The organism is Halobellus sp. MBLA0158, assembly GCF_041477585.1.
Lineage (GTDB): Archaea > Halobacteriota > Halobacteria > Halobacteriales > Haloferacaceae > Haloquadratum > Haloquadratum rubicundus.
Genome location: NZ_JBGNYA010000001.1, coordinates 623184 through 649437, shown reverse-complemented (window position 1 = coordinate 649437; position 26254 = coordinate 623184). Strand labels below are relative to the sequence as shown.

Genomic DNA, 26254 nt, shown 5'->3' with positions numbered 1-26254 from the left:
ATATCGAAACAGGCAATAGACCCTCGTTCAGGACTGATCGCTACCCGGAGGGGTCATCAAGACGGAGAGATAGTGGTGGTCGGGTCGTGGACTGCTTACGCTATTCTGTTTGACGATGTCGTCGATTTAAAACAGGAACTTGAGAATCAGATTGAGGAATATGACGAGCAACTATCGGAGATTGAGCGTAACCAGATTATCTACGAACTAACTGAAGAAGCCAGAGACGGTGAGTGCCCGATTTGCGGGAACGAAGATATTGAATATCTGAAACAGCACGATCACGAGAACCACGATGAGGATCTGAAGGAGCAAATTACGGAGAGAATAGTTGAACTGCGTGAGATGCGGGATAGGCTTGACTCCGTCGAAGCACCCGAAGATGCTCCTGGTGACAAACAAGTCCGGCTTGAAGAGATTACGGACGAGATTGATGAGAAGCAGGAGCGCCGTGATGAGCTGTTAGATGAATTAGGAGGCGTTCCTGATGAAAGTGAGAGAGACACGTTAGAACAGAATATCAAGCAGCTCGAAAACGACATTAGGGATCTTCGAGAGGATATCGAGGATCGAGAAGAGAAGATTCAGAAAAAGAATCAGGAGATCAAGAAGTTAGAGAATAAGCGGGAAGAGCGCTCCTCGAACAAGGATCTGGAAGAAGTTGCCGATAAGATTGAGGCGGCTAAGACTGCTATTGAGAAATTGAAAAAGATACGTGAGGAGCACGTCCGGGAGAAGCGGAAAAAGATCCGGGATGAAATGAATGAGGTGTTCAATCAGGTAGCGCAGTCTGAGTTTATGAGCGAGCGCTACAAGGGACTTGATTTCCGTGGGAGTCCAGATGAGGACGATTCCTATGTTCTCCAGCTTATCGAGGTCGACGGCGAGACAAAGGATATGGTCAATCACCAACCGTCAGCAGGCGAATCGCAATTAACCGCTCTCAGCTTTATTTTCGGCCTCAATAAGTACGCCCGTTATTCCTCGACGATTGTGTTCGATACCGTTGCTGGCCGTCTCGACTTGACTAACAGTGAGGCGCAAGGTGAGTTCTTTGCGTCGCTGGATGAGCCGCTCCTACTGCTCGTAACGGATTCCGAACTTCGTGATCTTGGTGAATCCGTTCAACAGGAGATTGGTGCTCACTACGAAATCAAGCCTGATGGAAAGGACTCAGAGCTTAATAAGGTGAAATAATGGAATTCGACAAAATATCCGGTGCTCAAACCGTTCACGTCACGACCGAGAAATTCGACAAGGTAGCGACCTCGATTAATGAAACACTGGAGAACAACGACGGTAATCCGGTGGAAAACACCCAAATAGCGAATCTGGCGATTGCGGTTGGTTTCAAAGAAGAACGACGTGAGGAACCGAAGAGCACAAATAAGCCAATAAAGATGGAATCCTTAGACCAAGACAAGGTTCTCCGAACGATGATTGAACGTCGGCACGAGGATGCTTCTGCAGAGGATTTGAAGGATATTATGGAGCAATATTTGGAAGGAGGTATTAGGGAAATGGCCGAGGATATAGATGAACAAAACTACTTTGAGTACCATCAATACCTTGATGGTGACGTGAAAGAAGCCTAGGGAATTGATGGTCGAATTTTCTTAATTCGGAAGTAGGAGGAAGGAATGATTTCTATATTATCTAATTTTTGTCACAGTGGTTTTCAATTTGATTTCATCTTTTACCAGTGATTTGTAACAGACTACGAGTAGAGCCAAACTCTGCTGAAGATTTACGGTCCTACCACTCGTTTAATAACTCTATGGGTCTCGATGACTTGGTTTCAGGAGAAATAGCGAAGTCTTTGAATGCAGAGGATAAACGACTTATCAGAGAATTCAAACTTCAGGAACCGAGTGCATCAAAACGAAGTGTCGTGTATGGTATCTATGATCGGAGGACGGGTGAATTGTTGTACGTTGGGGAGACGCAGGCTCTAATTCGACGCATCAGCGATCACTTTCGTACAAGGAGCGGGAGTAATCTGTTGGCGTTGGTCGAAGATGATGATGAAATCAATATAGAAGGAGGTCGGGAAGGAAATATTTGGGATAGAACAGCGATCAAGTACGTTGAGGTGACAGGGAGCCGTGAACGAAGGCGACTAATAGAGGAAGCAATCGAGGCCGAACTCAATCCACGCTATTCATCGGATTAACATTTCATCGGTTTCGCAGATACTCGTTCCAATCCCAAACATCTACGATGCAGTCCCAGTTACTACGAGTCATCACAATAATTGAAAGAATATTTTGTTACTTGGCTGCCATCAGAAGATCTCGTATCGTTTGGTGAGGAGATTGGCCCGAGCACCACACACGGGTTAGGATAACAGTATATTAATTGCTATTATGGATTAGATACGGATCTCTTGACGGTGATCTCCCTGGTTTTACCTTTTCGTCCACCGTAGTGATATTCTGCCTCGATCAAATCAAGCAGCTCTAAGTGCTTGAGATAGTCGCTGATCCTCCGGTCAGTCAGTGAGTCTATTTCGTGTTTGTCCGTGAGTTCACGGTATTTTTGGTAGACATCTCCAGCAGTCACTGTTCCAAGTTCACTGTGGAGTTCTTTGATGGCTTGATGGGTTAGGTGGTGGTGCTGGGTGAATGGTTGTAGCAGTTGCTGTGCGTGCTGCTTGAAAGCCTTCTCTCGGGTTTGTTCAACGGTGGAGACGGTTACTGCGTTTTCTGCTGTTTCGGCAGCTGCTTTCAGCCAATGCAGACCAGACTTGAGATCGTCGGCTTGTGAGGTGATTTTTCCGAGGGCTTGTTTTTGCAGTGTCTGTGGTTTTAGGGCTTTCTGTGCTCTTTGTAGCAGGATTTGGTAGGTTTGGTCTTCGGTATATGGTTGTAGTTGGATGGTTTGGGGTTGGAGAGAACTGTATGTTCTTTCTTCTAAGTGGTCTTGTAATTCGGTTTTGTTGGGTGAAATAGTGACGAGGTGGATTGGGTTGGATGTGCGTGAGAGGTGGTAGAGAGTGCTGTCTTCGTCTTCTTGTAGTAGGAAATCGATTTCATCTAAGACGATTATTGTCTGTACTGCGGTAGTCCGGTCTTCGATTCGGCGTTGAAGCGTGGAAGTGTGTAATCCGTCTTTGACGGGTTCTCCGGTCAATTTTCGGAGGATTTGTTGAAGTATTTGGTACTGTGTTTGGCAGTGTCGGCAGTCGACGTAGCAGGTTTGCACGTCATCCATTGATTGGAGAGTGGATAGTGTGAGGTGGGTTTTTCCAGTACCTCTTTCTCCGTAGAGGTGGATGTTCCGGCCGCTGTCAGCACGGTTTTTGAGTTGTTCCAGTGCTTGTTGCCGGCACTCAAATTCGAGTGGTATTGTTTCGGGTTGGAGTGGTCCTGGGTCGGAGATCAAAGACGTAGAGGAGTTCATAGTAGCAGGAAAAGGTCGGATGGTTACAAGCGGTATACTGGTTTTCAGGTACCGGTGTTCGGTTGAGTCAGAGGTTATTAGTTGTAAATAAGGGTGAACTGTTATTTAAAGCCGTTACGAGGGTTGTACCGGTTATTCCGGTTGTTTTCTGGTTTGTCTACGGCTCTGCAAGTGAAACAAGGAGCCAACCCTCTCTTTTGAAACTAAAACTCGGAAAAACAGAATCACTTAGGGAGGTGTCCAAACCAGACGTGTTTGAATCCAATTCAGAAGGGAACATTTTCCGGTCGGAAAAATACCTTGACAGCGGCCACCAACCGGAGAAACCGGTAGGCCGAGAAACAGAGATCCAACGCATAGCACAAGCAATCAAACCCGTAAGACACGGAAAAACGCCGGAGAATCTGTTGGTACACGGACCCGCCGGCATAGGGAAATCAACGACAGTCAAACACGTCTTCGACAAATTCGAAGACGAAACCTCGGGCAAAGCCGTCTTCATCAACTCTTGGAAATACAACACCCGCCCCAGCCTCCTAACAGAACTACTTATACAATTCGGGTACCCAGCACCGCGGAAGGGCAAACCCATCGACGAACTCCTGTCGAAGATCAAGGAGTGGCTGGACAAAAACCGAGGCGTTGCCGTCGCAATCGACGAATTTGACCAACTGGAAGACCCCACCGAAGTCATCTACGACCTCTCAATGGTCAACCAAGAAAGCCAAAACAGCCTCGGCCTAGTAATGGTCTCCAACCAGCCACCACAACAAGTCCAACTCGATCCCAGAAGCCGCTCACGTTTGAACTGTCAAACACTCCAATTCCAGCCCTACAACGCTTCACAGCTCCAGGAAATCCTTGAGAAACGAGCCGAGAAGGCGTTTCAGCCTGGAGCCGTACCGGACGAAGTCATCGAGGCCATCGCCCAACAGGTAGCCGAAAACTCAGGTGACTGCCGAACAGCACTCAAAACACTACACAAAGCAGGGAGAAAAGCAGAACAAGAAGGTGAAACCAAGATTTCAATAGAGAATTTGAAAATGACCTGAGTCTAAATATTCCTCAGACCCATCTGAACGCGACCTCCTTCTTTATCTCACGCGCCTCTCAGACCGTGTTTAGCTAAACGGTCATCGATCGGATAGACACTCAGAACACGAGACAACCCAAGGACGTGACCAGAGAACAGGTCAATATGAGCGGAAAGGTACTGGACAAACACTACAACAAGGGTTCAAGCGCTGACAAAGCAGAGAGACGGCGTGATTATATCAGGGATATTTAGATCACCCGAGATATTCTGGGGTATACTCTTCTTCCTATTGATTAATTATATTCCACTCTACGATTCAACTCTCTCTATGATTAAGGATTACGGGAGTTATGCTTACGCATTAGGTGAGGAAATCCAAGAAGCAGCGGAGAATACAATTGACAACTACTCTATATCCGATCCTGCAATCCATAAAGAAGAGGATGATATTACTAGTGGATTCCTTCAAGAAATCGCTAGCCACGTTCCTTCTAACGACAGTATTCCTGACGAGTTCTATGTGACTGCTGACAGAGTCCAAAGACATATGGAGAGTGATATAGGTGCAGATTATGCAATTATGTATGATGTCTCATCATCTGGCTACACACTACAAACGGCGATATTAGTTCAAGCAAAGAGGCGGGAAAGTGGACATTATACTAATTTTGGTAAATTGAGGGAACAGTGCGAAAGTATGCTTCGACTCACTACAGATTCATTCGTAATTGATTATTCTACCAACGGGATGGCGGTTGTTCCTGCAGTATCGGTTGTGGGAACTGACTTAAGAGAATTTGAGGATGATACAATCTTGACCCAGAAATATCACAGCAAGCAGCCGAAATCGCTATTTACGGAATTGTTTATGGGATATATCGGAAATGAGCATACCTATAACCGGATTAACCATCTTACTGGCTACGGTTCAGATTTCAGACGAGGTGATGGCTTCTATGCAGACGGTGGGGAAGAGGAGCCACTGGACGAGAATTCAATTCATATTCTATCGATTAAGGTAAATCTTGAACAAGATATAACCGAATAATCTGCTAATTCCAGTTTCGCTGCGGGCATTTGGACGGTTACGTTCAGCAAAGGTTTCTAATACCTATTATGACTGGTATCTTCTGATGGGTATTGACTGGCCTCTTCGTGATCTCTTTCGGCGCTACTGGATTAGAGTACGCAACAAACTTATTTTGGCTAATAATCGGCGTAGGAATTGGATTAGAATCGAGAAGGAAGGTCATCTCCCAAAAATTGTCGTTCACGAGACACACGAAACGAAGGTGAAATGGACAGGAAGGGTACTAACGCTAATTGGTGTTATCACTTCTATTATTTCTATTCGATCTCCTTTCGGAATTGGTCTATCTATCGGTCTAATAATAATAGAGCAAATATTAGAGAGAATCGTCCTGTCAATCACGAGCGCCTTTGTTCATCCCTTGCCTGAGAAGTGGGATAACTCGACGTGGGAAGGAAACCTCTATGTTGGGACTCCGAGTGGATGGTCTATCGGGGTGATATTTAGTGAAAAAGAAATGGCAGAGGCATTCTTTGAAACTCTGTATAAATGGAACAATGGTGAATCAACTGATAGAGAGGAGAATATCATTTGTTCCTTCGTAGATCGAGGGGATACGTACACTACTATCATTCTGCCAAGTCCACAACGGGAACCTGCGAAAGCCGCAGCGAAGGAAATAGAACAAGAACAGATTGAGCAGGGAAAAATTCGAGATCACCATCAACTACTGTTCCAGATAGTCTTCTACAAAAATTTCCCAAATCCGCCTGATGCACATTTCCGTGAGTTCAAAAACCGCTATTCCGGTGACGGACTTACACTGTTCCCCGTTTTAATGACGGAATCAGTAAGAAGAGCAGGGCCGGCTAATGGTCTACCCCCGGGCCTCCAGCTAATTGATGACATCCCTGAAATCGAACTAGAGAATATCACAATCTCAGAACTTTCAGACCTTGATGAAAATGACGTCGAATACCAATTCATTAGGTTGGCTCTGGAGGAGATAGAATTAGAGCACTAGCACGCAATCCTTCGTAGGCAAAGGACTGCGCTCCACCAGGACATATCCAGCTGATACACGTGGGATGCGCGATATAGTTAGGATACCCCCTGTCACCGGAAACGATGAAATCTGTGACGACCCCCTCACGCGGAATGAAGCCGCCGAGATGTTGGACTCCCTCGGGAAGTATACCTTCGGACCTCGCATTATATCTCAGGCCCGAAGCCTGCTTGCCCGGTGTTTCAAGAGGGTGCAAGATAATACTACAGTGACGGAGAAACCTGCCAGCACCCGAAAATACGGCAGAATCCAAGACAGCGTCGACACTCAACAAACCGGTCGAAAACGTGTTGCCTGACTCCGGACAAAACTCGGGTTTCAGGCCACGGAAGGTGTCAACGCCTTGGTAAGGACGAGACCCCGGGTTCAAATCCCGGCCTAGGCTCTTTCTACCGCGCGTTCGTCCGAACGGCCTCACGTCCGCCGAGCGACCGGAGCGCCGTCCCGCGGAAACTTTATCACTCGACGTCCGCTTGTGACACCAGATGACACACCCCGCTTCCGACGGCGGACCGCAGGCCGAGCACGCGCCGGGCGCGGGGAGGCCACTCGAACGATGACCGACCACGTAAATCTGGACGAACTGACGACCGAAGGCGAGCGCGAGGACGATTCGGACGACGGCGACTGGCTCAGTCCCGAGAACACGGCGCCCGGGGGCGACCGCGACGACGGAACAGCGGCCGCGGGCGTATCAGCACCACCCGGAAGCCCGGACTCCGACGACGGATCCGGGACCGTCGACGCCGCGGCCGACGGCGAGGCGGCCCGGGCCGACCCCGCCGAGACGCGGGTCCCACACGTCCCCCGCTCGGATAAGGACAAGCCCGTCGGCATTCCGAAGGAGGGCGGCGGTGCGGGCGGCGTCGCCGGAGGCGAGTCGAGCGCGGCCGACGGGGCCGACGCGGACGCGGCGAGCGGATCCGACGCGGAGAACGCCGGCCCGCACGGCCGCGGCGTGGACGAGATGACGCTGGCGCTGACCTACGAGGCGGCGACGGCGCTGGCGAATCCGTCGGGGGCGTTCGCCGACGCGAACCGCTGGGCGGACTGGATCGGCATCGTCGGCGGCGTCCCCGCGCACGTCCTCAACAAGTTCCAGCGCGACCACCACCTCGATCTGGACTTCTTCAACGGATCGGGGATGGAGCCGGCCGAGCGGCTCGCCGACATCGACGAGAACTCGATGTTCTACGCCGAGCGGCTGGTGCTTGTCGGCCGCGAGGGCGAGGAGGGCATCGCCGAGCGGGCCGGCTGGGAGTTCCTCCCGCTGTCGGAGGCCGCCGAGAAGGCCGGCTGGGACCACGAGGGTGCGTGACATAGTTTTTTGACGGCCGGTGTGCAATATCCGTGAGAGGCGTACACAATGAGCTTGCGAACGGCACTCAGGGAGGCGCGCATCGTCACCGTCGCGATACTGGTCGCGACGCTGTGGACGGTGCTGACGGTACTGGACGTAGCGGGACGGTTCAACTGGATGGCCTTCGACACGTCGGCGTACGTCGGTCAGACGGCCGTCGGCGGCGTCGTTGGGCTCCTCGTGTTGATCGCGTTCCTCGGCCTGCTCGTCGGCCTCTACAGCGAGGTCACGGAAGCCGATCCCGCACCCGAGACCTGGCCGCCCCAGTGATGCCGTACTTCGAGTGTTCCGTCTGCGGGACGATGGCCAACCTCGGGCGGTTCGAGCGGTCAGAGCTCAAACAGGAGTGCCCGGAGTGCGGCGAGGAGACGCTCTGGGAGACGGCCTTCGAGGGCGAGGGGGTGTCGTATTGACCCTCTCGTTCACCGTCGACGACCGCTTTCACGCGGCGGCCGAAGAGTGGGGCGAACAGCGGTTGATGGACACCGAGGAGGCCTTAGAGACCAAGGTCGAGCAGGCGCTCTTGGAGATCGAACACCTCGTCGCGGGCGTCCACGAGGTCGAATTCACCGTCGACGGCCGGGAGGTGCGCTACGAGCCGACCGACGACCTCGCCGCGTTCCTCGAATCCCAGGCCGCGGAGGCGGGCATCGACGAGGCGGCGGTCCTGAAACTGCACGTCGACCTCTTCGCCAGCGTCTTCCTCGACGACGACGAGGAGCGGCCGCCGAACGCGCCACCGACCTGAGACCGCTGGCACCCGATCTCGGTCTCGGTCTCATTATCGTTCTCGCTCCCGCTCCCGTTCGGCTCCGGCCCCCAGTATCGTCCTGCGGTGCTCACCGCGGCCGGAGAGTGCGACCGCCGGCGAACGGCGACCGGCAGTCGGCCCGACACAAACGTTAAGCCGCCGGCCCGCAGACTGGTGTGGTATGGCACACCACGAGACGGACTACGAGCCGGAGGGGGCCGTCGAGGAGTACAACGGGTTCAAGGTCTGGGACCACGGCGTCTGGCCGGTCGACATGAGCCCCGGCGAGGTCGACGGCGACGTGACCGCGCCCGACGAGGAGTAATCGAAGGTCAGGGGAAGGCCCGATTCCGCCGGGGCGGGACGTAGAAGTTCGCCCGGGAAGCGACCGTGATGAAGTCCAACAGGCCGTTGTTCGAGCGGTCGGTCACGTCCTCGTGGTCGTCGCGGAGGTACCACCCGTTCATCGCTCGTCGCGTCTTCTCGAAGTCCGCGAGCGACGCCTGCAACGAGAGGAAGTGGAGGCCCGCCTGCCCGCCGTCGACGGTGTTGAAGTCCCGCCGGAGGATGATCGGCCGGCCGTCCTCGCGGGCGCGGGCGACCTTCTCGTGGTGCCCCGCGACGCCGTGGTCGGCGACGCGCTCTGCCACCCCGCCCGTGAAGGGGACCGTGGTCTCGAAGTCCGCCAGGTCCGCGGGGTCGACGTCGCCGGAGAACATCCGCTCGACCCGTTCGGACTCGCTCAGGTCCCACCAGCCCGACAGCGACTCATCGAGCCGCGAGAGGTGCATCGTCGTCCCGCCCTCGTAGGGGCCGTCCGCGATGGTGACCCGGTCCTCGGTGGCCTGGGTGCCCTGCCGCCCCGAGAAGAAGCCCGTGAAGAGCGGCGCGTCCTCGGGGACGGCGCCCGCGGGCACCCCCTCGGCGTCCGTGTGTGCCGCGGGGAGCCCCTCGCCGACGAACCCCGTTCGGCGGCCGCGGACGGCGAACACCTCGGCGAGGTGGGCGTCGACGGACACGCCGTTCAGCGTCTCGCGGTCCCCGCGGAGCGCGCTCTCGGCCGCGGCCAGGTGCGAGGGCACGTCGCTGGCCAAGACCACCGCGGCGTCGAACGCGAGGAGGTCCGGGTCGTCCGTCCGGGAGATGACCCGCGGTTCCCTGATGGGCCCGGAGTCGAGCCGCCCGCGCCGCTCGAAGTACCGCGACCCCCACGCCAGCATGTGGAACAGGCCGTCGGGACCCCAGTCGTAGGCGCCCTCCAGCGTGCGCATCGCCCGCTCGACGGTCCGGGCGGCGTCGTCGTCGGGCGTCGTGTCCAGGTCCAAGAGGAGCACGCGGTGGTGGCGGGGCGGCAGGAGATTGCCGTGGCGGTCGCTCCGGAGCGCGCCGTCCCAGGCGTGCTGGCGGTCGGGCAGGCCCTCGGCGTGGGGATTCGGCGGCAGGTCCGCGGGCGTCGGCGCGCGCTCTCCGAGAACGCGCATACAGCCCGAGAGCCCGAGGCTGCTGCAGAGGCCGGCCAGTGTGCCCAGTACTGTGCGGCGTGATGACATTGCACGCGACTAGGGGTACGTCGACAAAAGCGTTGCGTGGGCGCAAGCGTTTACTTACTCTGCCCGTATTCCCGTGTGTGTGACACTCGTTCCCATCCACGCCGGGCCGAATCTGCCGCTGTCGCCGCGGCTGGCCGTCACCATCCTCGGCGTCGGTGCCGTCGTGTTCTTCCTCGTGCTCTTCGACATCTATCGCCGGGAGGTGGGCGGATGGCCGTAGAGTCCGACGGCCGGATGGGAATCGACGCCGCGACCGCCCTGGGGTACGTCCGCATCGCGGTGTATCTCCTGACGGCGCTGCTGGGGCTGTCGCTGTTGCTCGTCGGCACCGTCGCCATCATCGCCGAGGTGAAGGGCACCTGGCACTGGGCGATTCACCTGCAGTCGACGCTCAGTTACACCGCCGTCTTCGTCAGCCGGCTGCTCGTCGTGCTCGGCCCGCTGTTCGTGATCTTGGTCGTCGGCCGGGCGGTGATCGACGATGCGTGAGACCGGCCGGTACGCCGGATCGGTCGCCCTCGCGAGTCTCGTGGTGCTGTGTATCGTGGTCGGCGCCGTCGGCTTCGTGGCCCTGCTCGCGGAGTTCGAACAGAGCTGGACCGCCTACCACATTATGGAGCGGACCGTCGAGCAGTCGACGCCCGTGGCCGTCGCGCTGGCGGCGGTCGCGCTCGCGACCTCCTTCGCCGCCGTCTACCGCGCGGGCTAGCGCCTCAGGCGAGCTGGGCGACCAGTTCGTCCTCGAAGGTGACGAGCCCGCGGAAGAGCAGCGCGGCCGCGAGGAACAGCCCGTCGTCGGCCTCCTCGCGCATCTCCGCGAGGAACGGGTCGACCCACTGCTGGAGGTGCTCTTCGATGAACACCCGCTCGAAGCCGACCGTCTCCGCGTCGCCCCGCCGCTGGCGCTCGATCAGGTGCCGCAGGAAGGCCAACTCGACGGCGATGAAGTCGTCCTCTTCGGGGTACTCCTCCGGGGGGCTCCACCCGGCGGCCGCGTAGCTGGCCGACACCTCGGCCAGCCCCTCCCCGAGGAAGTCGGTGTCGTCCCGGTAGTACGTCTCGTGGGGGAGCACGGGGGGACGCGGCCCGACGAACAGGAGGGTGTACTCCCGCTCCAGTTCCTGGTGGACCGACTCGGGCGAGCGGTCGCGGTTGCGCTCGCGCCAGGCTTCGAGCCGCTCGAAGCCCTCGTCGATGTGGTCGGTGATCGGGTCGTCGGGCATCGACACCGACCCGTCCAACAGCTCGGCGACGAACTCCTCGCCCGGCGTGTCCCAGAACACCTCGATGCAGAAGTCCACCAGTTCGAGGCGGGCGTCGTAGACGGCGGCGTCGTCCATCAGTTCTCACCCCGCTGGAAGAGGAGCCCCGCGCGACAGTCGCTGCAGTACTCGAAGATGCTGTGGTCGCTGTCGGGGGCGATGCCGGCCACCTGCTCGCCGACCTCGTCTTGGATCTTCTCGGCGGACTCGACGCTCGTGAAGGGCTTGCCGCACCGGACGCACTCCAGGATCTCGCCCTCGTAGACCGTCTCCCAGGCCTCGCCGCCGCGGTTCTCGGGCAGCCGCGAGAGGTCCAGACCGTCCCGCATCGTGATGGCCGTCTCGGGACAGCCCTCCTCGCAGAGGCCGCAGTTGACACAGCGCTCGTGGTTGAACAGCAGGTCCGCCTCGTCGGTGCGCTGGACCGCGTCGGTCGGACAGAGGTTCGTACACGTCGGCGTGAGGTTGCAGGCGTCCGAGACATCCATCCAGCCGAAGTCCTTCAGCCCGCGGACGACGTCGCGCTCGGGGTCGACGTAGTCGGTGATGGTCCGCACGCTCTCTAGGGTCCACTCGTGGCTGTTGAACGCGGGGCCGTGACCGTCGCCGCCGGGCGGTCGCGGGCCGCCGTCGGCCATCGCGGCACCGCCGCTCCCGGCGCCGGCGGCGACGTCGCGGGCGCGGCCCTCGGCGACGTGTTCGCCCGCCGGGACCGGCGACTCCTCGAGGCCGTCGACGAACGTCGACAGTTCCGCGACGAACGAGTCCGGCCCCTCGGTCTCGGGCGCGAAGAAGCCGACGCGCTCGCCGAGGCCGAGGTCCGTCGTCGCGCGGTTCAGCCGCTCGACCAGCTCGACCTTCGGGTCGGGCCCCGAGTGCAGGCAGTCGCCGCCGCACCCGACGACGGCCACGCCGTCGGCGCCCGCGGCGAGCGCGTGCATCACGTGGGCCTCGCCGACCGTGTCCGTGCAGTTGACCTCGACGGGCAGGACCGGCGGGTAGTCGACGTCGTCGGCGTGGCGGGCGCGGCGGCCGTAGGCCCGGAGGCGCTCTGCGGCCCGCTCCGAGCAGACGAACGCGACCACCTCGGTGTCGATGGCGGCGTCGCTCCCCCACGAGAACCACCCGCCCTCGTCGTTCTCGGCGGTCAGCAGGGCCTCCACCTCGCGGGCGATGCGCTCGTTGGAGGGCTCTCTGAGCCCCGTGGCACCCGTCGGACACGAACTCGTGCAGGCGCCGCAGTCCTGACAGGCCACCTCGTCGAAGGCCACCTCGTCGACGGCGACCCGGTCGACGGCGCCGTGGGGGCAGGCGTCGACGCACTCGTTGCACCCCCGCTGACTGGACGCGCCGGACGCGCACACGTCCATATCGAGATCGAGGTACTGCGGGTGTTCGATGCCGCCGAGGCGGGACTCGACGGCCGCGACGGTGCCGGCGTCGATCTGGCTGGTGTAGAGCCCGACCTCGCCGGCCGGGGCCGCGGGCCGGGCGCCCGGGATCACCACCTGATCGAAGGTGAGCGTCCGCTCGACGCCGTCAAGGTCGATCGCGTCGGTCGGACAGACCTCGACCCACTCGCCGCCGTCGGCCTCGGGCGCGACGTCGACGGGATCGGCGGTCACCATCCCGTCGGGGCCTTCCCGGACGCACTCCATACAGTCGATGCAGTTGTCTGTGACCCGCGCCTCCAGCGTCAGCTCGAAGGCGCCGAAGTGGCCCTCGACCGCCGTCACGCGGCCGCGCTCGACGGTCACGTCCGACAGCTCCTCGACGTCGGCGAAGTCCCGGCCGTCGGCGATCAGCGTCACGTCGGCGGTGTCGGCGAGCGCCGCCGCGCCCTCGGCGTCGCCGACGACCGCCACGCTGTCGCCCGCGTCGCGGGAGACGGTCCGCGAGATGGCCTCCTGTTCGAGGCCGGCGTACGTGCGGTTGATCAGGCGCGCCACCTTCTCCGTGGCCGCCTGCTCGTCGTGGACCCAGGCGGCGCCCTCGCGGTGGTCGACGAACGCGGTGGCGTCGGGGTGGAGCCCCTGTGCGTCCGCGACCTCGCGGATGCGCGCCTGGCAACTGTCGGCGGGCGTCGTCGCGATGACCTGGTCGAGGTCGTACTCCTCGATGACCTGCGCCATCGGCTCCCGCCCGTCCTGACAGAGCAGTTCGGAGCTGGCGACCACGTCGACGTCGCGGACGCCGTCCCGAACGGACTCGAGATCGATGTCACAGGAGCCACCACAGGAACACACGAAGGCGCCGACGTTCATAGCCTGTGGCATGGGTGACCTACCCAAATGCCTTTCGCCGAATCGCCGAATCGAAACTGAATCCCGTTTCACTCCCGGCGAAAATTACTGGATTTTGGTTTAGGTTGCCCTAAATCCAACGTTAACTTTTATTATAGATTGCACGGAAGCACTATGGGAGTCGGCTATGCTACCAATTCGCATACCGAGGGACTGTGTATGAGTGCTGAACCGGTATCGCTCGACCTCGACCGGCGGTCGTTCCTGAAAGCGAGCGCCTTGGCGGGGGGGCTGACGCTGGCTGGTGGAGGCGTCGGACAGGCACTCGCACAGGGCGAGGGCGAGGTCGACGGGCAAGACACCACGGGCGAGCGTTCGAAGACGATCTGTAACTACTGTTCGGTCGGGTGCGGCTTCCTGGGCGAAAAGCAGGGCGACGCGTTCGTCGGAATGGAGCCGTGGGAAGAACACCCGATAAACAGCGGGTCGCTGTGTTCGAAGGGCGCCGGCATCTACGAGACCGAACACTCCGAAAAGCGGGTCAAGCACCCGATGATACAGGAGGACGGCGAGTGGCGCAAGCTCTCGTGGGACGACGCCTACGACCGGCTGGCCACGGACATCCGGGCGCTGTGGCCCGACGATCCGACGAGCCCGTCGGACGCCGTCGACGTCGACCAGGAACTCAGCCGCGAGAGCGTGATGTTGCTCGGCAGCGCCCACCACTCCAACGAGGAGTCCTACGCCATCAGGAAGCTGGCGGCGTTCATGGGCACGAACAACATCGACCACCAGGCGCGGATCTGCCACTCGACGACCGTCGCCGGCCTCGCGAACACGTGGGGCTACGGCGCGATGACGAACACGATCAACGACTACCGGAACTTCGAGCTCAACATCATCGTCGGGCAGAACCCCGCCGAGGCCCACCCCATCGCGATGCAGCACATCCTGGAGGGCCAGAAGCGCGGCGGGACCATCCTCTGTCTGGACCCGCGGTTCACCAAGACCGCGGCCCACGCCGACGAGTTCGTCCGGTTCCGTCCCGGGACCGACGTGGCGCTGATGATGGGCGTCATCAAGGACCTCCGGGACCGCCACGGGCTGGCGGTCGACCCCGACGCCGACGACAGCGGGCAGAACATGCTGACAGACCGCGTCCAGGGCTGGGAGGACGCGGCCGCGGAACTCGACCGCTACGACAAGGAGACCGTCTCCGACATCACCTGGGTCTCGGTCGAGGACATCGAACGCATCGCGGACCTCATCGCCGAGAACCGCCCGCACGTCCAGATCGAGTGGGCGATGGGCGGCACCCAGCACAACAACGGCACCCAGAACATCCGCTCGTACGCGCTCACGAGCCTCGCGTCCGGAAGCTCGGCGCGCGTCGGCGGCGGCCTGCAGGTGATGCGCGGCCACGCCAACGTCCAGGGCGCGACCGACCTCGCGGTGGCGAGCCACATCCTGCCGGGGTACTACGGGCTGACGCCCGGCGGCTGGTCGTGGTGGGCCGACGTGTGGGACAACACGCCGCAGACGAGCGGCTCCACCTCGTTCGCGGACATGTACGACCGGTTCGAGCTGATGCCGCCGGACAAGTACATCAGACAGAGCCCGCAGTACGAGGGCTCGGAGGACGCCGACCTCCCGGAGAGCCGGGACGATCCGGGCCACGGTCCGGCCAACCCCGCCGAGAACTCGATGATGTTCCAGAACGGGCTGACGGTCGCCCGGTGGTTCGAGGCGGCGCTCGATCAGGGTGACCGGTATCAGGAGACGCCGATCTACCAGCCCGATCAGCTGAAGATCGCGGTGTTCTGGGGCCACTCGGCGAACTCCATCAGCGAGATGGAACAGATGAAAGAGGGGATGGAGAACCTCGACCTGCTCGTGGTCATCGACCTGTTCCCCTCCGTGGCGAGCGTTCTCCCCGACTACGAGGAGGGACCGCCGGTGTTGCTGTTGCCGGCCTCCAGCCAGTACGAGCACTACCGCTCGCTGACCAACTCCCACCGCTCGACCCAGTGGTCCGAGCCGGTCGGCCCGCCGAAGCACAACTCCAAGCCCGACCTGCAGATTATGCAGGAGCTGGCCGACCGCCTGGGCTTCGGCGAGCACTTCGACTGGGGCGAGGGCCCGGAGATCCACAACGGCAAGTCCAGCTACGAGTCGGTCATCCGGGAGTTCAACCTCGGGACGATGACCATCGGCTACCGCCAGACGCCCGAGCGCCTCCAGCAGCACCTGGAGTACGACTACGCGTTCTCCGACGAGGACCTGCAGGGGGCGCCGGGGACGCCCGTCGAGGGCGAGTACTGGATGCTGCCCTGGCCCTGCTGGGGCGAGGGCCACCCGGGTACGCCCATCATCTGGAACGACGACTGGGACCCCCGCGAGGGCGGCCAGGACTTCCGCGCGCGCTGGGGCGTGCAGGCGCCGACCCCCGAGGACTGGGACGCGATGCCGACCGACGAACCGTACCCGTTCCAGGAGACGCTCGACGCCGTCGGCGACACCTACGACAGCCAGGCGGACGCGCTGAGCCTCCTGCGTGATCCCTACGACCCCGACTGGGCGGGCGAGCGCGAGAGCGCCGAGGACGGGATGGTCCACGGCGTGCCCGAGTATCCGGGCTGGAAGACCACCTTCCCCGAGAGCGTGCTCGATCCGACGCGGAGCACGCAGTCGGACGAACTCACGATCCCGCAGGAACACGCGCTGAGTCCCGATCAGTCGGTCTACACGGCCGCGCAGGCGCTGAATCAGAACCCGCTGATGGACAAGGACATCGACGAGGAGTTCTACGAGCAGTACGACTACCGGCAGGTCGACGCTCCGACCGGACGCGGGCGGGCGCGGGCGGTCGTCTGGAACTTCCTCGACAAGGTGCCAGTCCACCGCGAGCCCATCGAGAGCCCGCGGCCGGACCTGGTCGAAGAGTGGCCCGCGAACGGCCAACAGCTCAACTTCTACCGGCTCGACCAGAACAACGCCGTCGAACAGCAGCGGGCGACGGACATCATCCACGGCGACGGCGACGGGCCGGACCTCGATACGATCATGACGACCGGCCGGCAGGTCGAACACCAGGGCGGCGGCGCGGAGACGCGGAACAACATCCACACCGCCGACCTGCAGCCGCATATGTACGCCGAGATGACGCCCGCGAAGGCCGACGAGCTCGGCGTCGACGGCGGCGATCTCGTGGTCGTCTCCTCGACCGACAAGGGCTCCGTGCTGGTGAAGGCCCGCGTGACCGACCGCCCCAACGACAGCGAGGTGTTCCTGCCGTACCACTGGGGCGGCGTCTTCAAGGGCCAGAGCCTCGAGGACAAATACCCCGAGGGGATGGTCCCCTACGCGATCGGCGACTCGGCCAACGCCATCACGGCGCGCGGCTACGACGTCGAGACCCAGATGCAGGAGACGAAGGTGTCGATGGTGGCCGTCCGCCCGGCGACGCCGGAGCTGCTCGAACAGCTCAATATGGACGTCGACATCGAGTTCCCGCAGGACCGCGAGGGCGTGGGTCTCCAGAAGGACTTCGACGTCCGCGACAGCGAGGCGGTCCAATAGGAGGTGACACCGAATGTCAAAATCATCTAAGGAAGTAATGAGTGATGGCGTGATGAGTGTCGGCGAGGGGACCCGCATCTTCCCCGACGTGGAGGCCTGCATCGACTGCGGCGGGTGCGTCGTCGCCTGCAAGCGGACGTGGGACGTGCCGCGGGACGAACAGCGGATCAGCATCTCGACGATGCTGGAGGGCCAAGAGGGCGCCGACGGGATGAACGCCGCCAGCGGCCGGGCGCTGGAGGCCGGCGAAAATCCCGGCGAGACGGCCATTCCGATGCAGTGTTACCACTGCTCGGACGCGCCCTGCGTGTCGGTCTGTCCGACCGACTCGCTCATCAAGACCGACGGCGACTTCGTCGACGTCCGCGACGACCTCTGTATCGGCTGTCAGTACTGCCTGTCGGCCTGTCCGTTCGGCGCGCCGCAGTTCCCCGAGGAGGACGAGGGGGCCGCCAAGCTGTTCGGCACGGGCGGGACGATGGACAAGTGTACGATGTGCGAAGAGCGCCAGGACGTCGGCAAGGGCCCGGCCTGCGCCGAGGAGTGCGCCACCGACGCTATCCTCGTCGGCTCGCCCGGCGAGATCGCCGACGAGATGGAAAAGCGCGACAGCGGCGTCTTCTTCAACGACGTCGCGATGAACATCATCTTCGGCGAGAACGCCGGTGAGTTCGCATGAGCCACGCGGAGGACCTCCCCGAGGTCCGGGGGTACGAGGCCTGGCAGGTCTACCTCAGCGCGCTCGTCGGGGTCGCGGTGGCGGCGCTGTCCATCTGGTGGGCCTCGGGGTTCGGCCCGTTCTACGAGACGCTGTTCCGGGTGGGCCCGACGGCGACCGGTCCCAGCCGCGGGGTCGGGGCCGACTGGGTGGCCGGGAACACCATCCCCTCGCTGGACTTCCTCGTCGCCCTGGTCCACGCCGCCGACGTCCTGATGGGGCTTTTCATCCTCCTGATGGTGTTCCTCCACTGGGCGGCGTTCCGGCGGCTGGCCAACCGGATGCGCCAGCCCGACGAGACGGGCGGCGAGGCCGTCGCCGCCGACGGCGGCACCACCGGCGGTGAGGGAGGTGGGTCCGAATGACCAACCTCGATCACGGGAAGTTCACGCGCGTCACCACGGTCTTCCACTCGCTTTTGGCGCTGGACGTGTTCTTCCTGTTTTTCACCGGCTACGGCATCATGTTCAACGACGAACTGTGGTGGCTGGCGAGCCTGATGGGCGGCACCGCGGGCGTGGCCGCCGTCCACCGGGTCGCGGGCGCCGGCCTCGTCGCTCTCGTCGTGTTCTGGATCGTCCTCCAAGTGATCTCTCCGACCGGTCGGAGCAACTTCCGAGAGATCCTGCCCAAACGGGGAGATATGGAGGCGTTCGTTCAGGACATCAGGTTTATGCTCGGACGGGCCGACGAACGCCATCCCAACGCCCGACAGTTCGCCGGTCACACGGCCGACGAGGTGCCCTTGCTGTCGTACGTCGGCAAGGGCGTCGTGTTCATCTTCGCCATCGAGCTGACGCTTCTGACCATCTCGGGGCTGCTCATCTGGAGCAAGACCGGAATTATGGACCTCTTCGCGACGAAGGCGGCCGCGATGGCGTTCGTCGTCTTCCACGGACTGCTCGGCGTCATCATGCTGATGGGCGTGATGTTCCACATCTACGAACACGGCTTCCACCCCGCGTTCTACCCCATCGAGACGAAGGCGTTCATCCCGCGGAGCATGGTGCCGGAGCACCACGGCGACGGGGAGCCGGAGGGCACCGGCATCGAGAATCTGTCGCTGTCGCCCTCCTGGCGGTGGGCCTCGACGGTGATGGGCTCGTTCGTCGTCATCGGCATCGTCTCGGTGCTGTTGGGGAGCCTGTTCGACGAGGGGTATCCCGTCCCCCGCGAGATCGCCATCGGCGGCGGGCCGACGAACCTCCTCTTGACCGTCGGGATCAACATCGGCATCTTCGTCCTGCTCTTCGGCCTCGTGCTGTCGATGTACGGGAACGTGCTGCGCGTCCGCTGGGAGCGCGAACTCGAAAAGGAAGTCAGCGAGGAGGGCCGCACCGCCACCGACGGCGGCGAGCCCGCAGAAGACTGACCGGAGACCGTCGCCGTTCTCCCATTTAGTATTTTTCGCCTCTCCTCTCAGAGGAGCTTCGCGCCCTGCTCGGAGAGCTCGACGGTGACGTCCTGACGCGTCTGTTCCTGTATCTGATCGATGTTGCGCGTGAGGACGTTCAGGATGTCCTCGGGCTCCGGGTAGACGAGCATATTGCCGTCCTGGTCTTCCATCACGAGCTGGGTGTCCGAGAGGGCGACCTGGTCGTTCTCGATGCGGGCGACGATGGCCGGGAGCGCCTCCGCGCCGCCGGGGTCGCCCTCTTCGACCATCGTGATGTACACGCCGTCGAGGCTCACGAGGTCCTTGTACTCTCTGACCTGCTTTGCGCACCGGACCATATCCCGCGTCACGGCGGTCTTCTGCTCGTTTCCGTGTTCGCCCTCGTGGCAGTGCTTGCAGACCCTGAGTTCGATTCGCATACCACCCCGTAACAGGGGGATCGACATTACCCTTTGGCCCGCCGCAGTCCCCGGTTCCCGCGGCCCCGATCGGGGGTCGATCGGGTCCATCTTTTTGTACTATCGTGATAATTCATAGCATATGGCAGGGATACTGTACACCGTGTACGCTGCGGCGGTACTGCTACTGGCACTCGCGGGCGTGGTGTTCGTGTTCACCCGCGAGGGCGGGTCCGGGGAGTCGGCGTGGTCGCGGTGGAGCACCGTCGTCGCGCTGGCGGTGTTCCTCGTCGGACTCGTCGTGTCGACCTTGTCGATGGCCTGATCGCGACGTCGAGAAAGAGCGCGGCAGAGGGCGAGGGCCGCACCCAGCGACGGCAGAAGCGAAAACGATTACCGGAAGTCCTCGACGAACCGGGCCGGAAGGCGGGCCACGAGCTGATCGGGGAGCGCGTCGACGACGACTTCGGCGGCGAGCACCATCGGCTTCCGCAGCAGCACGTAGACGGCCGAGACCGCGACGGCGGCGAACACGACCGACTCGGCGAGGCCGTCGAGGACGAACGCCGCGGGGACCGCGAAGCCGACCGCGAGCGCGAGGTCCTCGGGGGCGCCGTCGTAGCGGATCCACCGGCGGGGGCGGATCCACCGGCCGTGGTAGTGGCTGTAGACGGCCCGCTCGGAGGTCCCGAGCCACGGCTTCAGTTCGAGCCCGCCGCCGAGGGCGTCCATCGCCGAGTGCAGCGCCGCGGCGGCGAGGAACAGGGCCGCGCCGACGGCGAGGGGCGTCCCGACCGCGACCGCGACGGGGGTCGCGAGGGCGGCGGCGACGCCGAAGTACACCGGGAAGTGGAGCGTCCGGCGGTGGCCGGCGTAGAGGTCGAAGTCCGGGAACAGGCCGCCCAGCGCCGCGGCGGCGACCGGCAGGAGCGACGTTCCGGCCGCGCTCTCGGGGAACAACGCGCCGACGGTCACGGCGAGCACGACGCCCGCGAGCGCGTGCGTGGTGGCCATCATCACCGTGTAGTAGGCGAATCCGGCGTAAGACCGTTTCGTGTGTCGCGCTAGCACGTATTGGCGAGGAATATGCCAGATTCGCGGGGCTCCCGTTTTTCACCACGGGCCGCGAACGGCCGGCTATGCGGCTTCCCTCCCGGACGACGGCCGCGCGGCTCGCAGCGAGCGCGATGCGGATGACCATCGCGGTCGTCCTCGGCGTCGGCGTCGCGACGCTGAACCTCGGGGTCGTCGTCAACGCCGTCTTCGCCCTCGGCGTGACCTACCTGCCCGCGCTCCTCCGGCGGGACTGGAATCTCCGCCTCTCGCCGGGGCTCACGCTCGTGGTGACGCTCGCGGTGCTCCTCCACACGCTCGGGATGATCGGCCTCTACGAGAATATCGTGTGGTACGATCACTTGACACACACGTTCTCGGCCGCGCTCGTCGCCGCCGTCGGCTACGCCGCCACCCGCGCCATCGACCTCCATTCGGAGGCCGTCTCCTTTCCCCCGCGGTTCCTCTCGGTGTTCCTGCTCCTCTTCACGCTCGCGCTCGGCGTGTTCTGGGAGGTCGTCGAGTTCGTCGGGCGACTCGCGGCGGACGCGGCGGGCGCGGAGGCCGTCCTGATTCAGTACGGGCTGGAGGACACGATCCTGGACCTCGTCTTCGACAGCGTCGGCGCGCTCCTCGTGGCGCTGTTCGGCACCGAGCGGCTCTCCGACCTCGTCGAGACCATCCGCGAGCGCCTCCTGGCGGCGAACGCCACGGACGCGGAATGAGTCGACGCCGCGTGTCCTCCGCTTCCGTCCCGGACTTCCCGGCTCCGTGCGGGTCCACGCTTTTGTGTGCGGAGTGTGTTACGTTGGCATATGACGTTCATCATCGTCGGGTACGGACGGGTGGGCGCGCGGACCGCGCGGATCCTCCACGAGGAGGGCCGGGCGGTCGTCGTCGTCGAGAACGACCCCGACAAGGCCGACCGGGCCCGCGAGGCCGGCTTCGAGGTCGTCGAGGGCGACGGGACCAACGAGTCGGTGCTGAAGCGGGCTGGCGTCGAGAACGCCGTCGCGCTCGGCGGCTTCACCGGCGATCCGAACAGCAACTTCGCGGCCTGTATGATCGGCAAGCGCTTCGGCTGTCGCGTGGTGATGCGGATCAGCGAGGACTACCGGGAGGAGATCTACGAGCGCTACGAGGAGGACGTCGACGAGGTCGTCTACCCCGAGCGGCTGGGCGCTGCGGGCGCGAAGACGGCGCTCCTCGGCGGGAGCTTCAACGCGCTCGGCGAGCTCACAGAACAGCTCCGGCTCACGACGGTGACGATCCCCGCGGACGCGCCGGTGGTCGGACAGAAGGTCAACGAGATCGACCTCGGCGACTTCGGGCGGATCTACGCGCACGGTCGCGAGCGCGAGGAGATGACGATTCCCCTCCCCGGAACCGTCGTCGAGGCCGGCGACCAGCTCGCGCTCGTGGTCGACGACGACGGGCTCGAACGGACGCGAGCGGCGCTGCTGGGCGAGTGAGGGAACGAGCGCCGAAAGGCGGTCGAGTGCGTCGCCGGGGGGACGACGACGCCGTCGAACCGGGGTGCAACGCCGCGTGCCGGGCGCGCGGTGGGAGGATGGGAGCGACGGGAGCGCCCACACTGGGACTCGCGACCGCGAGGCGATCGAACGAGCGGGACGTGCGAGCGCTCCCATCACGAGGCCGAAGCCCCGTGAGGCCGTCGGTGCGCGCCCGAGTGTGTGATCGGCCGTTCGTGACTTAAAACCGCGTCAGACGAGAGGCAGACTTCTAGCACACATCCTGTCGCAGTCTGGTAATTATCCCAGGCTGACAGGCGAAACCAGCGTCGGCGGGGAGGGAAGAGTGGTCGGCAGTGGATCGGGATCGTCGCGGGCGCGGGCGCAGCGAGGGCGCTCACGCGGTCGGGGGCGATACGAAAAGGGCGAAGAGGCGGGCTCAGCTCCGGACGTAGCCCTGGAGGTACGCGCCGACGAACATCCCGGCGAGCGCCCACAGGATGGTGACGTTGCCGACGCCCAGGCTGGCGTAGGCCGCGCCGGGGCAGATGCCCGAGAGCCCCCAGCCGACGCCGAAGATCGCGCCCCCGACCAGGACGTTCCGGTCGAAGGGCTTGAGCCGGCGCTCGTATGGGTCGCCCGTCAGCGGCGCTGCGTCGCGGATCCGGGGCATCACGGCGAAGCCGACCCCGGTGACGATCGCGGCGCCGAACATCACGAAGAGCAGGCCGAAGTCCTCGAACTGGAGGAAGTCCAAGACGACCTCCGGCCGGGCCATCTGGCTGAAGCCGAGCCCGAAGCCGAAGATCAGCCCGCCGACGAGGATCAGCGGCATAAAGAGGGGATGCCGATCAGCCATCTTATGGACTCACCCCCAAGGCGGCGACGACCTGCGCGGTCACGATGGCGACGAAGAGGAACGTCGCGACGCCGACGAGCGACGTCTTCGAGGCCGAGCCGACGCCGCAGACGCCGTGACCGGAGGTACACCCCTTGCCGATCCGGGTGCCGATCCCGACCAGGACGCCGCCGACGAACAGCCGCCACGGCTGGACGTCCGTCGTCCACAGCGTCACGCCGAAGGCCTCGTACAGCCCCTCGGTCGAGCCGGGGTCGTAGAGGGGCGTCGCGAGCACGCCCGACTGGACGGTCGCGGCGAAGGCGAACGCGCCGAGGACGATTCCGAGCGTGAACACGACGCGCCAGTCCCGCGAGCCGACGTACCGCTGGAACCGCGACTGCTCGGAGACGTACGACAGCGTCGACTCCAGGAAGGTGCTCGCGCCGGCGGCGATGCCGGTCCCGACGTAGATCACGACCGCGCCGAGGCCCACGAGCAGTCCGCCGACGGCGTAGCGGCTGATCCCGTCGGGGAACAGCTCGGCGAACAGCTGGAGCGGTACCGGATCAGCGATCATCGGCCCGCTCAGTCACCCGCGAGCGATTCCTGGCTCGCCGCGCAGTTGTTCGGCCCGAGTTCGAGGGTGAACGCCTCCTCGTCGTCGACGGCGTGCTGTCCGAGGTTGGTCGCGATGATCTCCTCGTAGTTGGCCGGCCGCGGCGGCATATCCGCGAGGATCAGGTCGACGAACGCGTCCTCGTCCATCGAGAGCGCGTCCATCTCCGCGACGAGGTCGCCGATCGGGGCCGTGTAGGTCCCGTCGGCGGCGGGCTCGGCGGCGTCGCTGAAGTGGGCGCCGCCGACGAGCGTGTCGTCCGGGAGCGAGAGCACGCGCTCCTGGAGCGATTCGTAGAGCAGCCGCGCCGCGTCGGGGGCGCCCTCGTCGCCCTCTTCGAGGTCGGGGCGGGCGACGCTCTCGACGAAGAGCCCGTCGCCGGTCGCGAGCAGGCTCCCACCGAGCAGGTAGGAGGTCATACCGGTAGTGTGGCCCGGCGTGTAGATAGCTTCGACGGTCGCTCCCCCGACCTCGAAGGTGTCGCCGTCGGCGGCCGTCGTCAGCTCGTCGGCGTAGGTGACGCCGCGGTCGACCGCGTTCGCGGGGACGACGCCCTCGACGCCCGCCTCGTCGAGGTCGCGCACGCCCGAGATGTGGTCCGCGTGGATGTGCGTATCGAGGGCGTAGACGAGGTCGGCGCCGAGTTCGTCGGCGTCGTCGAGGTAGCGGTCGGTGAAGGCCCGCAGCGGGTCGACGACGGCCGCCTCGCCGTCGGCGACGAGCAGGTAGCCGAGACAGCCCGAGGAGGGCCGCTGGTACTGATAGAGGGTGCCGGCGCCGTCGTACCGGGCGACCTCGACGCGCTCGTAGATGCGCGCCCAGCCGTTCATTCCGTCTTCGAGGTGATCGACGTCGTATCCCCGTTCTGCGAGCGTCCCCGCGACGTACTCGCTGGCGCCGCCCTTCGCACACAGGACGGTGACCTCGCGGTCGTCGGGGATCGAAGCGAGGACGTCGTCGTCGATCTCCTCGTCGAGGAACTGGAAGTACGGGACGTTGATCGAGGTGACGTTCTCGCCGTCGATGCGCCACTCCTCGTAATCGGACTGCATCCGCGCGTCGAGGATCGTGACGTCCTCGCCGGCGTCGATGCGGTCCTTGAGCGTTTCCGGGTCGACACTCTCGACGTCCGCGTCGGGCGTCGGGAAGTCTTCGGGATCCATGTTGTGCATCCGTTCGTACCGGGTAGGCGCACAAAAGGGTTTGCATAGTAGTTCGTATTTTATGCAATATAGATAGTCGGGAGAAACGGAAGCGACGCGTCGATCGAACGGCAGACGGAGCCGAGAGACAGTTCTGATTCCGACATATCCGCACATCTGCCGTTCACTGCGATCAGCTAGTACTGTTTTCCGCGCGTTTCCGAGCGCGACCGCGTGTTGGATCAGAAAATTCGCGGGAGTAGAAGTGTGCCGTAGATACAAGAATCGACATTCTTTTAATCTCCGCATCAGTATTGTGCAGTAGCTCCAATACGAACAAGGAGCGGACCTACAATGAGTGTGAATTTCGACATCACGGAGACGCTCGACGTGAAAGGTGCCTCGTGTCCGATGCCGGTCGTGAAGACGAAGTCCGCCGTCGACGACCTCGACGAGGGCGACGTGCTGGAAGTGGTCGCCACGGACCCCGGCAGTATGAGCGACCTCGACGGCTGGGCGTCCGGCACCGACGGCGTCGAGATGCTGGACCAGGTCGAAGAGGGCGACGTGTACACGCACTACGTGCGCAAGACGGAGTAGACGATGGGCAAGGTCGGATCCACCGTCGACAGCGAGAGCCCGCGAGGGCCCGCAGCGCCGTCCGGGAATCATCTCGGGGCACGCGCCGACGGCAACGGAGGTGCGCTGAGATGAGTACGGACGCCTCCGGCGCCGACGCGGAGAACGCTCCATCGGATGACGACGCGCCGACGCGCGCGGAGTTGGCCGCCCGCGTCGACGAGCTCGAAGCGCGGCTGGCCGAGGGCGACGCCGACGACGGCGGAAAGAAGATGTCCATCATCGCCACGAAAGGGACGCTCGACATGGCGTACCCGCCGCTCATCCTGGCGAGCACGGCCGCCGCGTTCGGCTACGAGGTGACGGTCTTCCACACCTTCTGGGGCCTGGACATCCTCCACGAGGAGCGCTCGACGGACCTCAAGCTCAGTTCGGTCGGCAACCCCAATATGCCGGTCCCGAACGTCGTCGGCGCGCTCCCCGGGATGGACCGCGTCACGACCTCGATGATGGAACGGCGGATCGAAGACAACGACACCGCGACCATCGAGGAGCTCATCGAGACCTCCCTGGAGATGGGCGTGGAGTTCCAGGCCTGTCAGATGACGATCGACCTGATGGGCTACGACGAGGACGACTTCTACGACGGCGTCCGCACGGGCGTCGGCGCGGCGACGGCCATCCAGGACATGGCCGAGGCCGACATCCAACTCCTGATCTAGCTTCGGTCGGTCGCCCGTGCCGTCCCGTGGTCGCGCCG

Annotated in this window: 32 protein-coding genes; 23 read left to right on the top strand and 9 right to left on the bottom strand. The window is 62.7% G+C overall.

The window, feature by feature from the left end:
• The first annotated feature begins 75 nt into the window (after window positions 1-75).
• The 3 genes from OS889_RS03320 to OS889_RS03310 all read left to right on the top strand — a co-directional run bounded on the left by OS889_RS03320 (window position 76) and on the right by OS889_RS03310 (window position 2173).
• Window positions 76-1197 (top strand): hypothetical protein, encoded by a 1122-nt coding sequence (locus OS889_RS03320; RefSeq protein WP_372387254.1) that lies wholly within the window; start codon window positions 76-78, stop codon window positions 1195-1197.
• Window positions 1197-1595, top strand: coding sequence for a hypothetical protein (locus OS889_RS03315; RefSeq protein WP_372387252.1), 399 nt, complete (start codon window positions 1197-1199; stop codon window positions 1593-1595). The genes OS889_RS03320 and OS889_RS03315 overlap by 1 nt, the downstream gene beginning before the upstream one ends.
• A 182-nt stretch (window positions 1596-1777) precedes the next feature.
• A complete protein-coding gene (locus OS889_RS03310; RefSeq protein WP_372387250.1) occupies window positions 1778-2173 on the top strand; it encodes a GIY-YIG nuclease family protein in 396 nt (131 codons plus the stop codon).
• A gap of 191 nt (window positions 2174-2364) precedes the next feature.
• Here OS889_RS03310 and OS889_RS03305 read toward each other — a convergent pair whose 3' ends face one another.
• On the bottom strand, window positions 2365-3402 hold the full coding sequence (locus tag OS889_RS03305; protein ID WP_372387248.1) for a Cdc6/Cdc18 family protein: 1038 nt from the start codon (window positions 3400-3402) through the stop codon (window positions 2365-2367).
• A gap of 62 nt (window positions 3403-3464) precedes the next feature.
• On the opposite strand from OS889_RS03305, the gene OS889_RS03300 reads away from it, so the two are divergent.
• The 8 genes from OS889_RS03300 to OS889_RS03265 all read left to right on the top strand — a co-directional run bounded on the left by OS889_RS03300 (window position 3465) and on the right by OS889_RS03265 (window position 8970).
• Window positions 3465-4454 carry a Cdc6/Cdc18 family protein gene (locus tag OS889_RS03300; protein WP_372387246.1) on the top strand — a complete coding sequence of 330 codons (990 nt, stop codon included), beginning with the start codon at window positions 3465-3467 and terminating at the stop codon, window positions 4452-4454.
• Window positions 4455-4766: 312 nt separating this feature from the next.
• Window positions 4767-5486 (top strand): hypothetical protein, encoded by a 720-nt coding sequence (locus OS889_RS03295; RefSeq protein ID WP_372387244.1) that lies wholly within the window; start codon window positions 4767-4769, stop codon window positions 5484-5486.
• Between the two features lie 85 nt (window positions 5487-5571).
• Window positions 5572-6492, top strand: coding sequence for a hypothetical protein (locus OS889_RS03290; protein WP_372387242.1), 921 nt, complete (start codon window positions 5572-5574; stop codon window positions 6490-6492).
• A gap of 598 nt (window positions 6493-7090) precedes the next feature.
• Window positions 7091-7852 (top strand): DUF7124 domain-containing protein, encoded by a 762-nt coding sequence (locus tag OS889_RS03285; RefSeq protein ID WP_372387240.1) that lies wholly within the window; start codon window positions 7091-7093, stop codon window positions 7850-7852.
• Window positions 7853-7900: 48 nt separating this feature from the next.
• Complete coding sequence (locus OS889_RS03280) at window positions 7901-8164, top strand: hypothetical protein (RefSeq protein WP_372387238.1); 264 nt, start codon at window positions 7901-7903, stop codon at window positions 8162-8164.
• A complete protein-coding gene (locus OS889_RS03275; RefSeq protein WP_372387236.1) occupies window positions 8164-8307 on the top strand; it encodes a hypothetical protein in 144 nt (47 codons plus the stop codon). The genes OS889_RS03280 and OS889_RS03275 overlap by 1 nt, the downstream gene beginning before the upstream one ends.
• Entirely contained in the window at window positions 8304-8642 is a 339-nt protein-coding gene (locus OS889_RS03270) for a hypothetical protein (protein ID WP_372387234.1), read from the top strand. Before OS889_RS03275 ends, OS889_RS03270 begins: the two co-directional genes overlap by 4 nt.
• A 184-nt stretch (window positions 8643-8826) precedes the next feature.
• Window positions 8827-8970 carry a hypothetical protein gene (locus OS889_RS03265; protein WP_372387232.1) on the top strand — a complete coding sequence of 48 codons (144 nt, stop codon included), beginning with the start codon at window positions 8827-8829 and terminating at the stop codon, window positions 8968-8970.
• Window positions 8971-8977: 7 nt separating this feature from the next.
• On the opposite strand, the gene OS889_RS03260 is transcribed toward OS889_RS03265, so the two are convergent.
• Window positions 8978-10195, bottom strand: coding sequence for a DUF7405 family protein (locus OS889_RS03260; RefSeq protein ID WP_372387230.1), 1218 nt, complete (start codon window positions 10193-10195; stop codon window positions 8978-8980).
• A 79-nt stretch (window positions 10196-10274) separates the two neighbouring features.
• Here OS889_RS03260 and OS889_RS03255 point away from each other — a divergent pair, with 79 nt between their 5' ends.
• The 3 genes from OS889_RS03255 to OS889_RS03245 are packed head-to-tail and all read left to right on the top strand — an operon-like array spanning window position 10275 to window position 10904.
• Window positions 10275-10415: a hypothetical protein gene (locus OS889_RS03255; RefSeq protein ID WP_372387228.1), complete on the top strand. Its 141-nt coding sequence runs from the start codon at window positions 10275-10277 to the stop codon at window positions 10413-10415.
• Complete coding sequence (locus OS889_RS03250) at window positions 10406-10684, top strand: hypothetical protein (protein ID WP_372387226.1); 279 nt, start codon at window positions 10406-10408, stop codon at window positions 10682-10684. Before OS889_RS03255 ends, OS889_RS03250 begins: the two co-directional genes overlap by 10 nt.
• Window positions 10677-10904: a hypothetical protein gene (locus OS889_RS03245; protein WP_372387224.1), complete on the top strand. Its 228-nt coding sequence runs from the start codon at window positions 10677-10679 to the stop codon at window positions 10902-10904. Before OS889_RS03250 ends, OS889_RS03245 begins: the two co-directional genes overlap by 8 nt.
• A gap of 4 nt (window positions 10905-10908) precedes the next feature.
• Here the strand turns inward: OS889_RS03245 and OS889_RS03240 are convergent, their stop codons facing one another.
• Window positions 10909-11535 (bottom strand): TorD/DmsD family molecular chaperone, encoded by a 627-nt coding sequence (locus OS889_RS03240; protein WP_372387222.1) that lies wholly within the window; start codon window positions 11533-11535, stop codon window positions 10909-10911.
• The gene (locus OS889_RS03235; RefSeq protein WP_372387220.1) at window positions 11535-13721 is read right to left on the bottom strand and encodes a hydrogenase iron-sulfur subunit; all 2187 of its coding nucleotides are present in this window, start codon (window positions 13719-13721) and stop codon (window positions 11535-11537) included. Before OS889_RS03235 ends, OS889_RS03240 begins: the two co-directional genes overlap by 1 nt.
• A gap of 198 nt (window positions 13722-13919) precedes the next feature.
• Between OS889_RS03235 and OS889_RS03230 the strand changes: the two genes are divergently transcribed.
• Genes OS889_RS03230 through OS889_RS03215 form a run of 4 tightly spaced genes read left to right on the top strand, consistent with a single transcriptional unit; the run spans window position 13920 to window position 19369 of the window.
• Window positions 13920-17279, top strand: coding sequence for a formate dehydrogenase subunit alpha (locus OS889_RS03230; protein ID WP_372387219.1), 3360 nt, complete (start codon window positions 13920-13922; stop codon window positions 17277-17279).
• Between the two features lie 37 nt (window positions 17280-17316).
• Window positions 17317-17958: a 4Fe-4S dicluster domain-containing protein gene (locus OS889_RS03225; RefSeq protein ID WP_372387218.1), complete on the top strand. Its 642-nt coding sequence runs from the start codon at window positions 17317-17319 to the stop codon at window positions 17956-17958.
• Window positions 17955-18362: a hypothetical protein gene (locus tag OS889_RS03220; protein ID WP_372387216.1), complete on the top strand. Its 408-nt coding sequence runs from the start codon at window positions 17955-17957 to the stop codon at window positions 18360-18362. The genes OS889_RS03225 and OS889_RS03220 overlap by 4 nt, the downstream gene beginning before the upstream one ends.
• Window positions 18359-19369, top strand: a complete 1011-nt coding sequence (locus OS889_RS03215) for a cytochrome b/b6 domain-containing protein (RefSeq protein WP_372387215.1) — start codon at window positions 18359-18361, stop codon at window positions 19367-19369. The genes OS889_RS03220 and OS889_RS03215 overlap by 4 nt, the downstream gene beginning before the upstream one ends.
• Before the next feature lie 47 nt (window positions 19370-19416).
• On the opposite strand, the gene OS889_RS03210 is transcribed toward OS889_RS03215, so the two are convergent.
• Window positions 19417-19812: a hypothetical protein gene (locus tag OS889_RS03210; RefSeq protein ID WP_372387213.1), complete on the bottom strand. Its 396-nt coding sequence runs from the start codon at window positions 19810-19812 to the stop codon at window positions 19417-19419.
• Window positions 19813-19933: 121 nt separating this feature from the next.
• On the opposite strand from OS889_RS03210, the gene OS889_RS03205 reads away from it, so the two are divergent.
• Window positions 19934-20116 carry a hypothetical protein gene (locus OS889_RS03205; protein ID WP_372387212.1) on the top strand — a complete coding sequence of 61 codons (183 nt, stop codon included), beginning with the start codon at window positions 19934-19936 and terminating at the stop codon, window positions 20114-20116.
• 68 nt (window positions 20117-20184) lie between these two features.
• Here the strand turns inward: OS889_RS03205 and OS889_RS03200 are convergent, their stop codons facing one another.
• Window positions 20185-20808, bottom strand: a complete 624-nt coding sequence (locus OS889_RS03200) for a metal-dependent hydrolase (protein ID WP_372387210.1) — start codon at window positions 20806-20808, stop codon at window positions 20185-20187.
• Window positions 20809-20930: 122 nt separating this feature from the next.
• On the opposite strand from OS889_RS03200, the gene OS889_RS03195 reads away from it, so the two are divergent.
• Both OS889_RS03195 and OS889_RS03190 read left to right on the top strand, forming a co-directional pair.
• On the top strand, window positions 20931-21569 hold the full coding sequence (locus tag OS889_RS03195; protein ID WP_372387208.1) for a DUF2238 domain-containing protein: 639 nt from the start codon (window positions 20931-20933) through the stop codon (window positions 21567-21569).
• 90 nt (window positions 21570-21659) lie between these two features.
• Window positions 21660-22316, top strand: coding sequence for a potassium channel family protein (locus OS889_RS03190; RefSeq protein ID WP_372387206.1), 657 nt, complete (start codon window positions 21660-21662; stop codon window positions 22314-22316).
• A 439-nt stretch (window positions 22317-22755) separates the two neighbouring features.
• Here the strand turns inward: OS889_RS03190 and OS889_RS03185 are convergent, their stop codons facing one another.
• Genes OS889_RS03185 through OS889_RS03175 form a run of 3 tightly spaced genes read right to left on the bottom strand, consistent with a single transcriptional unit; the run spans window position 22756 to window position 24936 of the window.
• Complete coding sequence (locus OS889_RS03185; RefSeq protein WP_372387204.1) at window positions 22756-23175, bottom strand: YeeE/YedE family protein; 420 nt, start codon at window positions 23173-23175, stop codon at window positions 22756-22758.
• Between the two features lies 1 nt (window position 23176).
• Window positions 23177-23734, bottom strand: coding sequence for a YeeE/YedE family protein (locus OS889_RS03180; protein WP_372387202.1), 558 nt, complete (start codon window positions 23732-23734; stop codon window positions 23177-23179).
• A gap of 8 nt (window positions 23735-23742) precedes the next feature.
• Complete coding sequence (locus OS889_RS03175; protein ID WP_372387200.1) at window positions 23743-24936, bottom strand: MBL fold metallo-hydrolase; 1194 nt, start codon at window positions 24934-24936, stop codon at window positions 23743-23745.
• 333 nt (window positions 24937-25269) lie between these two features.
• Here OS889_RS03175 and OS889_RS03170 point away from each other — a divergent pair, with 333 nt between their 5' ends.
• Window positions 25270-25515: a sulfurtransferase TusA family protein gene (locus OS889_RS03170; RefSeq protein ID WP_372387199.1), complete on the top strand. Its 246-nt coding sequence runs from the start codon at window positions 25270-25272 to the stop codon at window positions 25513-25515.
• 110 nt (window positions 25516-25625) lie between these two features.
• On the top strand, window positions 25626-26216 hold the full coding sequence (locus OS889_RS03165; protein ID WP_372387197.1) for a DsrE/DsrF/DrsH-like family protein: 591 nt from the start codon (window positions 25626-25628) through the stop codon (window positions 26214-26216).
• Window positions 26217-26254 lie beyond the last annotated feature (38 nt).

Bases quoted from the DNA above. Each gene is read 5' to 3' on its own strand.
- OS889_RS03225 (WP_372387218.1), top strand. From the start codon at position 17,317: ATGAGTGATGGCGTGATGAGTGTCGGCGAGGGGACCCGCATCTTCCCC.
- OS889_RS03175 (WP_372387200.1), bottom strand. From the start codon at position 24,936: ATGGATCCCGAAGACTTCCCGACGCCCGACGCGGACGTCGAGAGTGTC.
- OS889_RS03250 (WP_372387226.1), top strand. From the start codon at position 10,406: ATGGCCGTAGAGTCCGACGGCCGGATGGGAATCGACGCCGCGACCGCC.
- OS889_RS03265 (WP_372387232.1), top strand. From the start codon at position 8,827: ATGGCACACCACGAGACGGACTACGAGCCGGAGGGGGCCGTCGAGGAG.
- OS889_RS03285 (WP_372387240.1), top strand. From the start codon at position 7,091: ATGACCGACCACGTAAATCTGGACGAACTGACGACCGAAGGCGAGCGC.
- OS889_RS03310 (WP_372387250.1), top strand. From the start codon at position 1,778: ATGGGTCTCGATGACTTGGTTTCAGGAGAAATAGCGAAGTCTTTGAAT.
- OS889_RS03230 (WP_372387219.1), top strand. From the start codon at position 13,920: ATGAGTGCTGAACCGGTATCGCTCGACCTCGACCGGCGGTCGTTCCTG.
- OS889_RS03200 (WP_372387210.1), bottom strand. From the start codon at position 20,808: ATGATGGCCACCACGCACGCGCTCGCGGGCGTCGTGCTCGCCGTGACC.
- OS889_RS03185 (WP_372387204.1), bottom strand. From the start codon at position 23,175: ATGGCTGATCGGCATCCCCTCTTTATGCCGCTGATCCTCGTCGGCGGG.
- OS889_RS03165 (WP_372387197.1), top strand. From the start codon at position 25,626: ATGAGTACGGACGCCTCCGGCGCCGACGCGGAGAACGCTCCATCGGAT.
- OS889_RS03260 (WP_372387230.1), bottom strand. From the start codon at position 10,195: ATGTCATCACGCCGCACAGTACTGGGCACACTGGCCGGCCTCTGCAGC.
- OS889_RS03170 (WP_372387199.1), top strand. From the start codon at position 25,270: ATGAGTGTGAATTTCGACATCACGGAGACGCTCGACGTGAAAGGTGCC.
- OS889_RS03290 (WP_372387242.1), top strand. From the start codon at position 5,572: ATGGGTATTGACTGGCCTCTTCGTGATCTCTTTCGGCGCTACTGGATT.
- OS889_RS03180 (WP_372387202.1), bottom strand. From the start codon at position 23,734: ATGATCGCTGATCCGGTACCGCTCCAGCTGTTCGCCGAGCTGTTCCCC.
- OS889_RS03305 (WP_372387248.1), bottom strand. From the start codon at position 3,402: ATGAACTCCTCTACGTCTTTGATCTCCGACCCAGGACCACTCCAACCC.
- OS889_RS03245 (WP_372387224.1), top strand. From the start codon at position 10,677: ATGCGTGAGACCGGCCGGTACGCCGGATCGGTCGCCCTCGCGAGTCTC.
- OS889_RS03240 (WP_372387222.1), bottom strand. From the start codon at position 11,535: ATGGACGACGCCGCCGTCTACGACGCCCGCCTCGAACTGGTGGACTTC.
- OS889_RS03280 (WP_372387238.1), top strand. From the start codon at position 7,901: ATGAGCTTGCGAACGGCACTCAGGGAGGCGCGCATCGTCACCGTCGCG.
- OS889_RS03215 (WP_372387215.1), top strand. From the start codon at position 18,359: ATGACCAACCTCGATCACGGGAAGTTCACGCGCGTCACCACGGTCTTC.
- OS889_RS03195 (WP_372387208.1), top strand. From the start codon at position 20,931: ATGCGGCTTCCCTCCCGGACGACGGCCGCGCGGCTCGCAGCGAGCGCG.
- OS889_RS03235 (WP_372387220.1), bottom strand. From the start codon at position 13,721: ATGAACGTCGGCGCCTTCGTGTGTTCCTGTGGTGGCTCCTGTGACATC.
- OS889_RS03275 (WP_372387236.1), top strand. From the start codon at position 8,164: ATGCCGTACTTCGAGTGTTCCGTCTGCGGGACGATGGCCAACCTCGGG.
- OS889_RS03315 (WP_372387252.1), top strand. From the start codon at position 1,197: ATGGAATTCGACAAAATATCCGGTGCTCAAACCGTTCACGTCACGACC.
- OS889_RS03210 (WP_372387213.1), bottom strand. From the start codon at position 19,812: ATGCGAATCGAACTCAGGGTCTGCAAGCACTGCCACGAGGGCGAACAC.
- OS889_RS03190 (WP_372387206.1), top strand. From the start codon at position 21,660: ATGACGTTCATCATCGTCGGGTACGGACGGGTGGGCGCGCGGACCGCG.
- OS889_RS03220 (WP_372387216.1), top strand. From the start codon at position 17,955: ATGAGCCACGCGGAGGACCTCCCCGAGGTCCGGGGGTACGAGGCCTGG.
- OS889_RS03205 (WP_372387212.1), top strand. From the start codon at position 19,934: ATGGCAGGGATACTGTACACCGTGTACGCTGCGGCGGTACTGCTACTG.
- OS889_RS03295 (WP_372387244.1), top strand. From the start codon at position 4,767: ATGATTAAGGATTACGGGAGTTATGCTTACGCATTAGGTGAGGAAATC.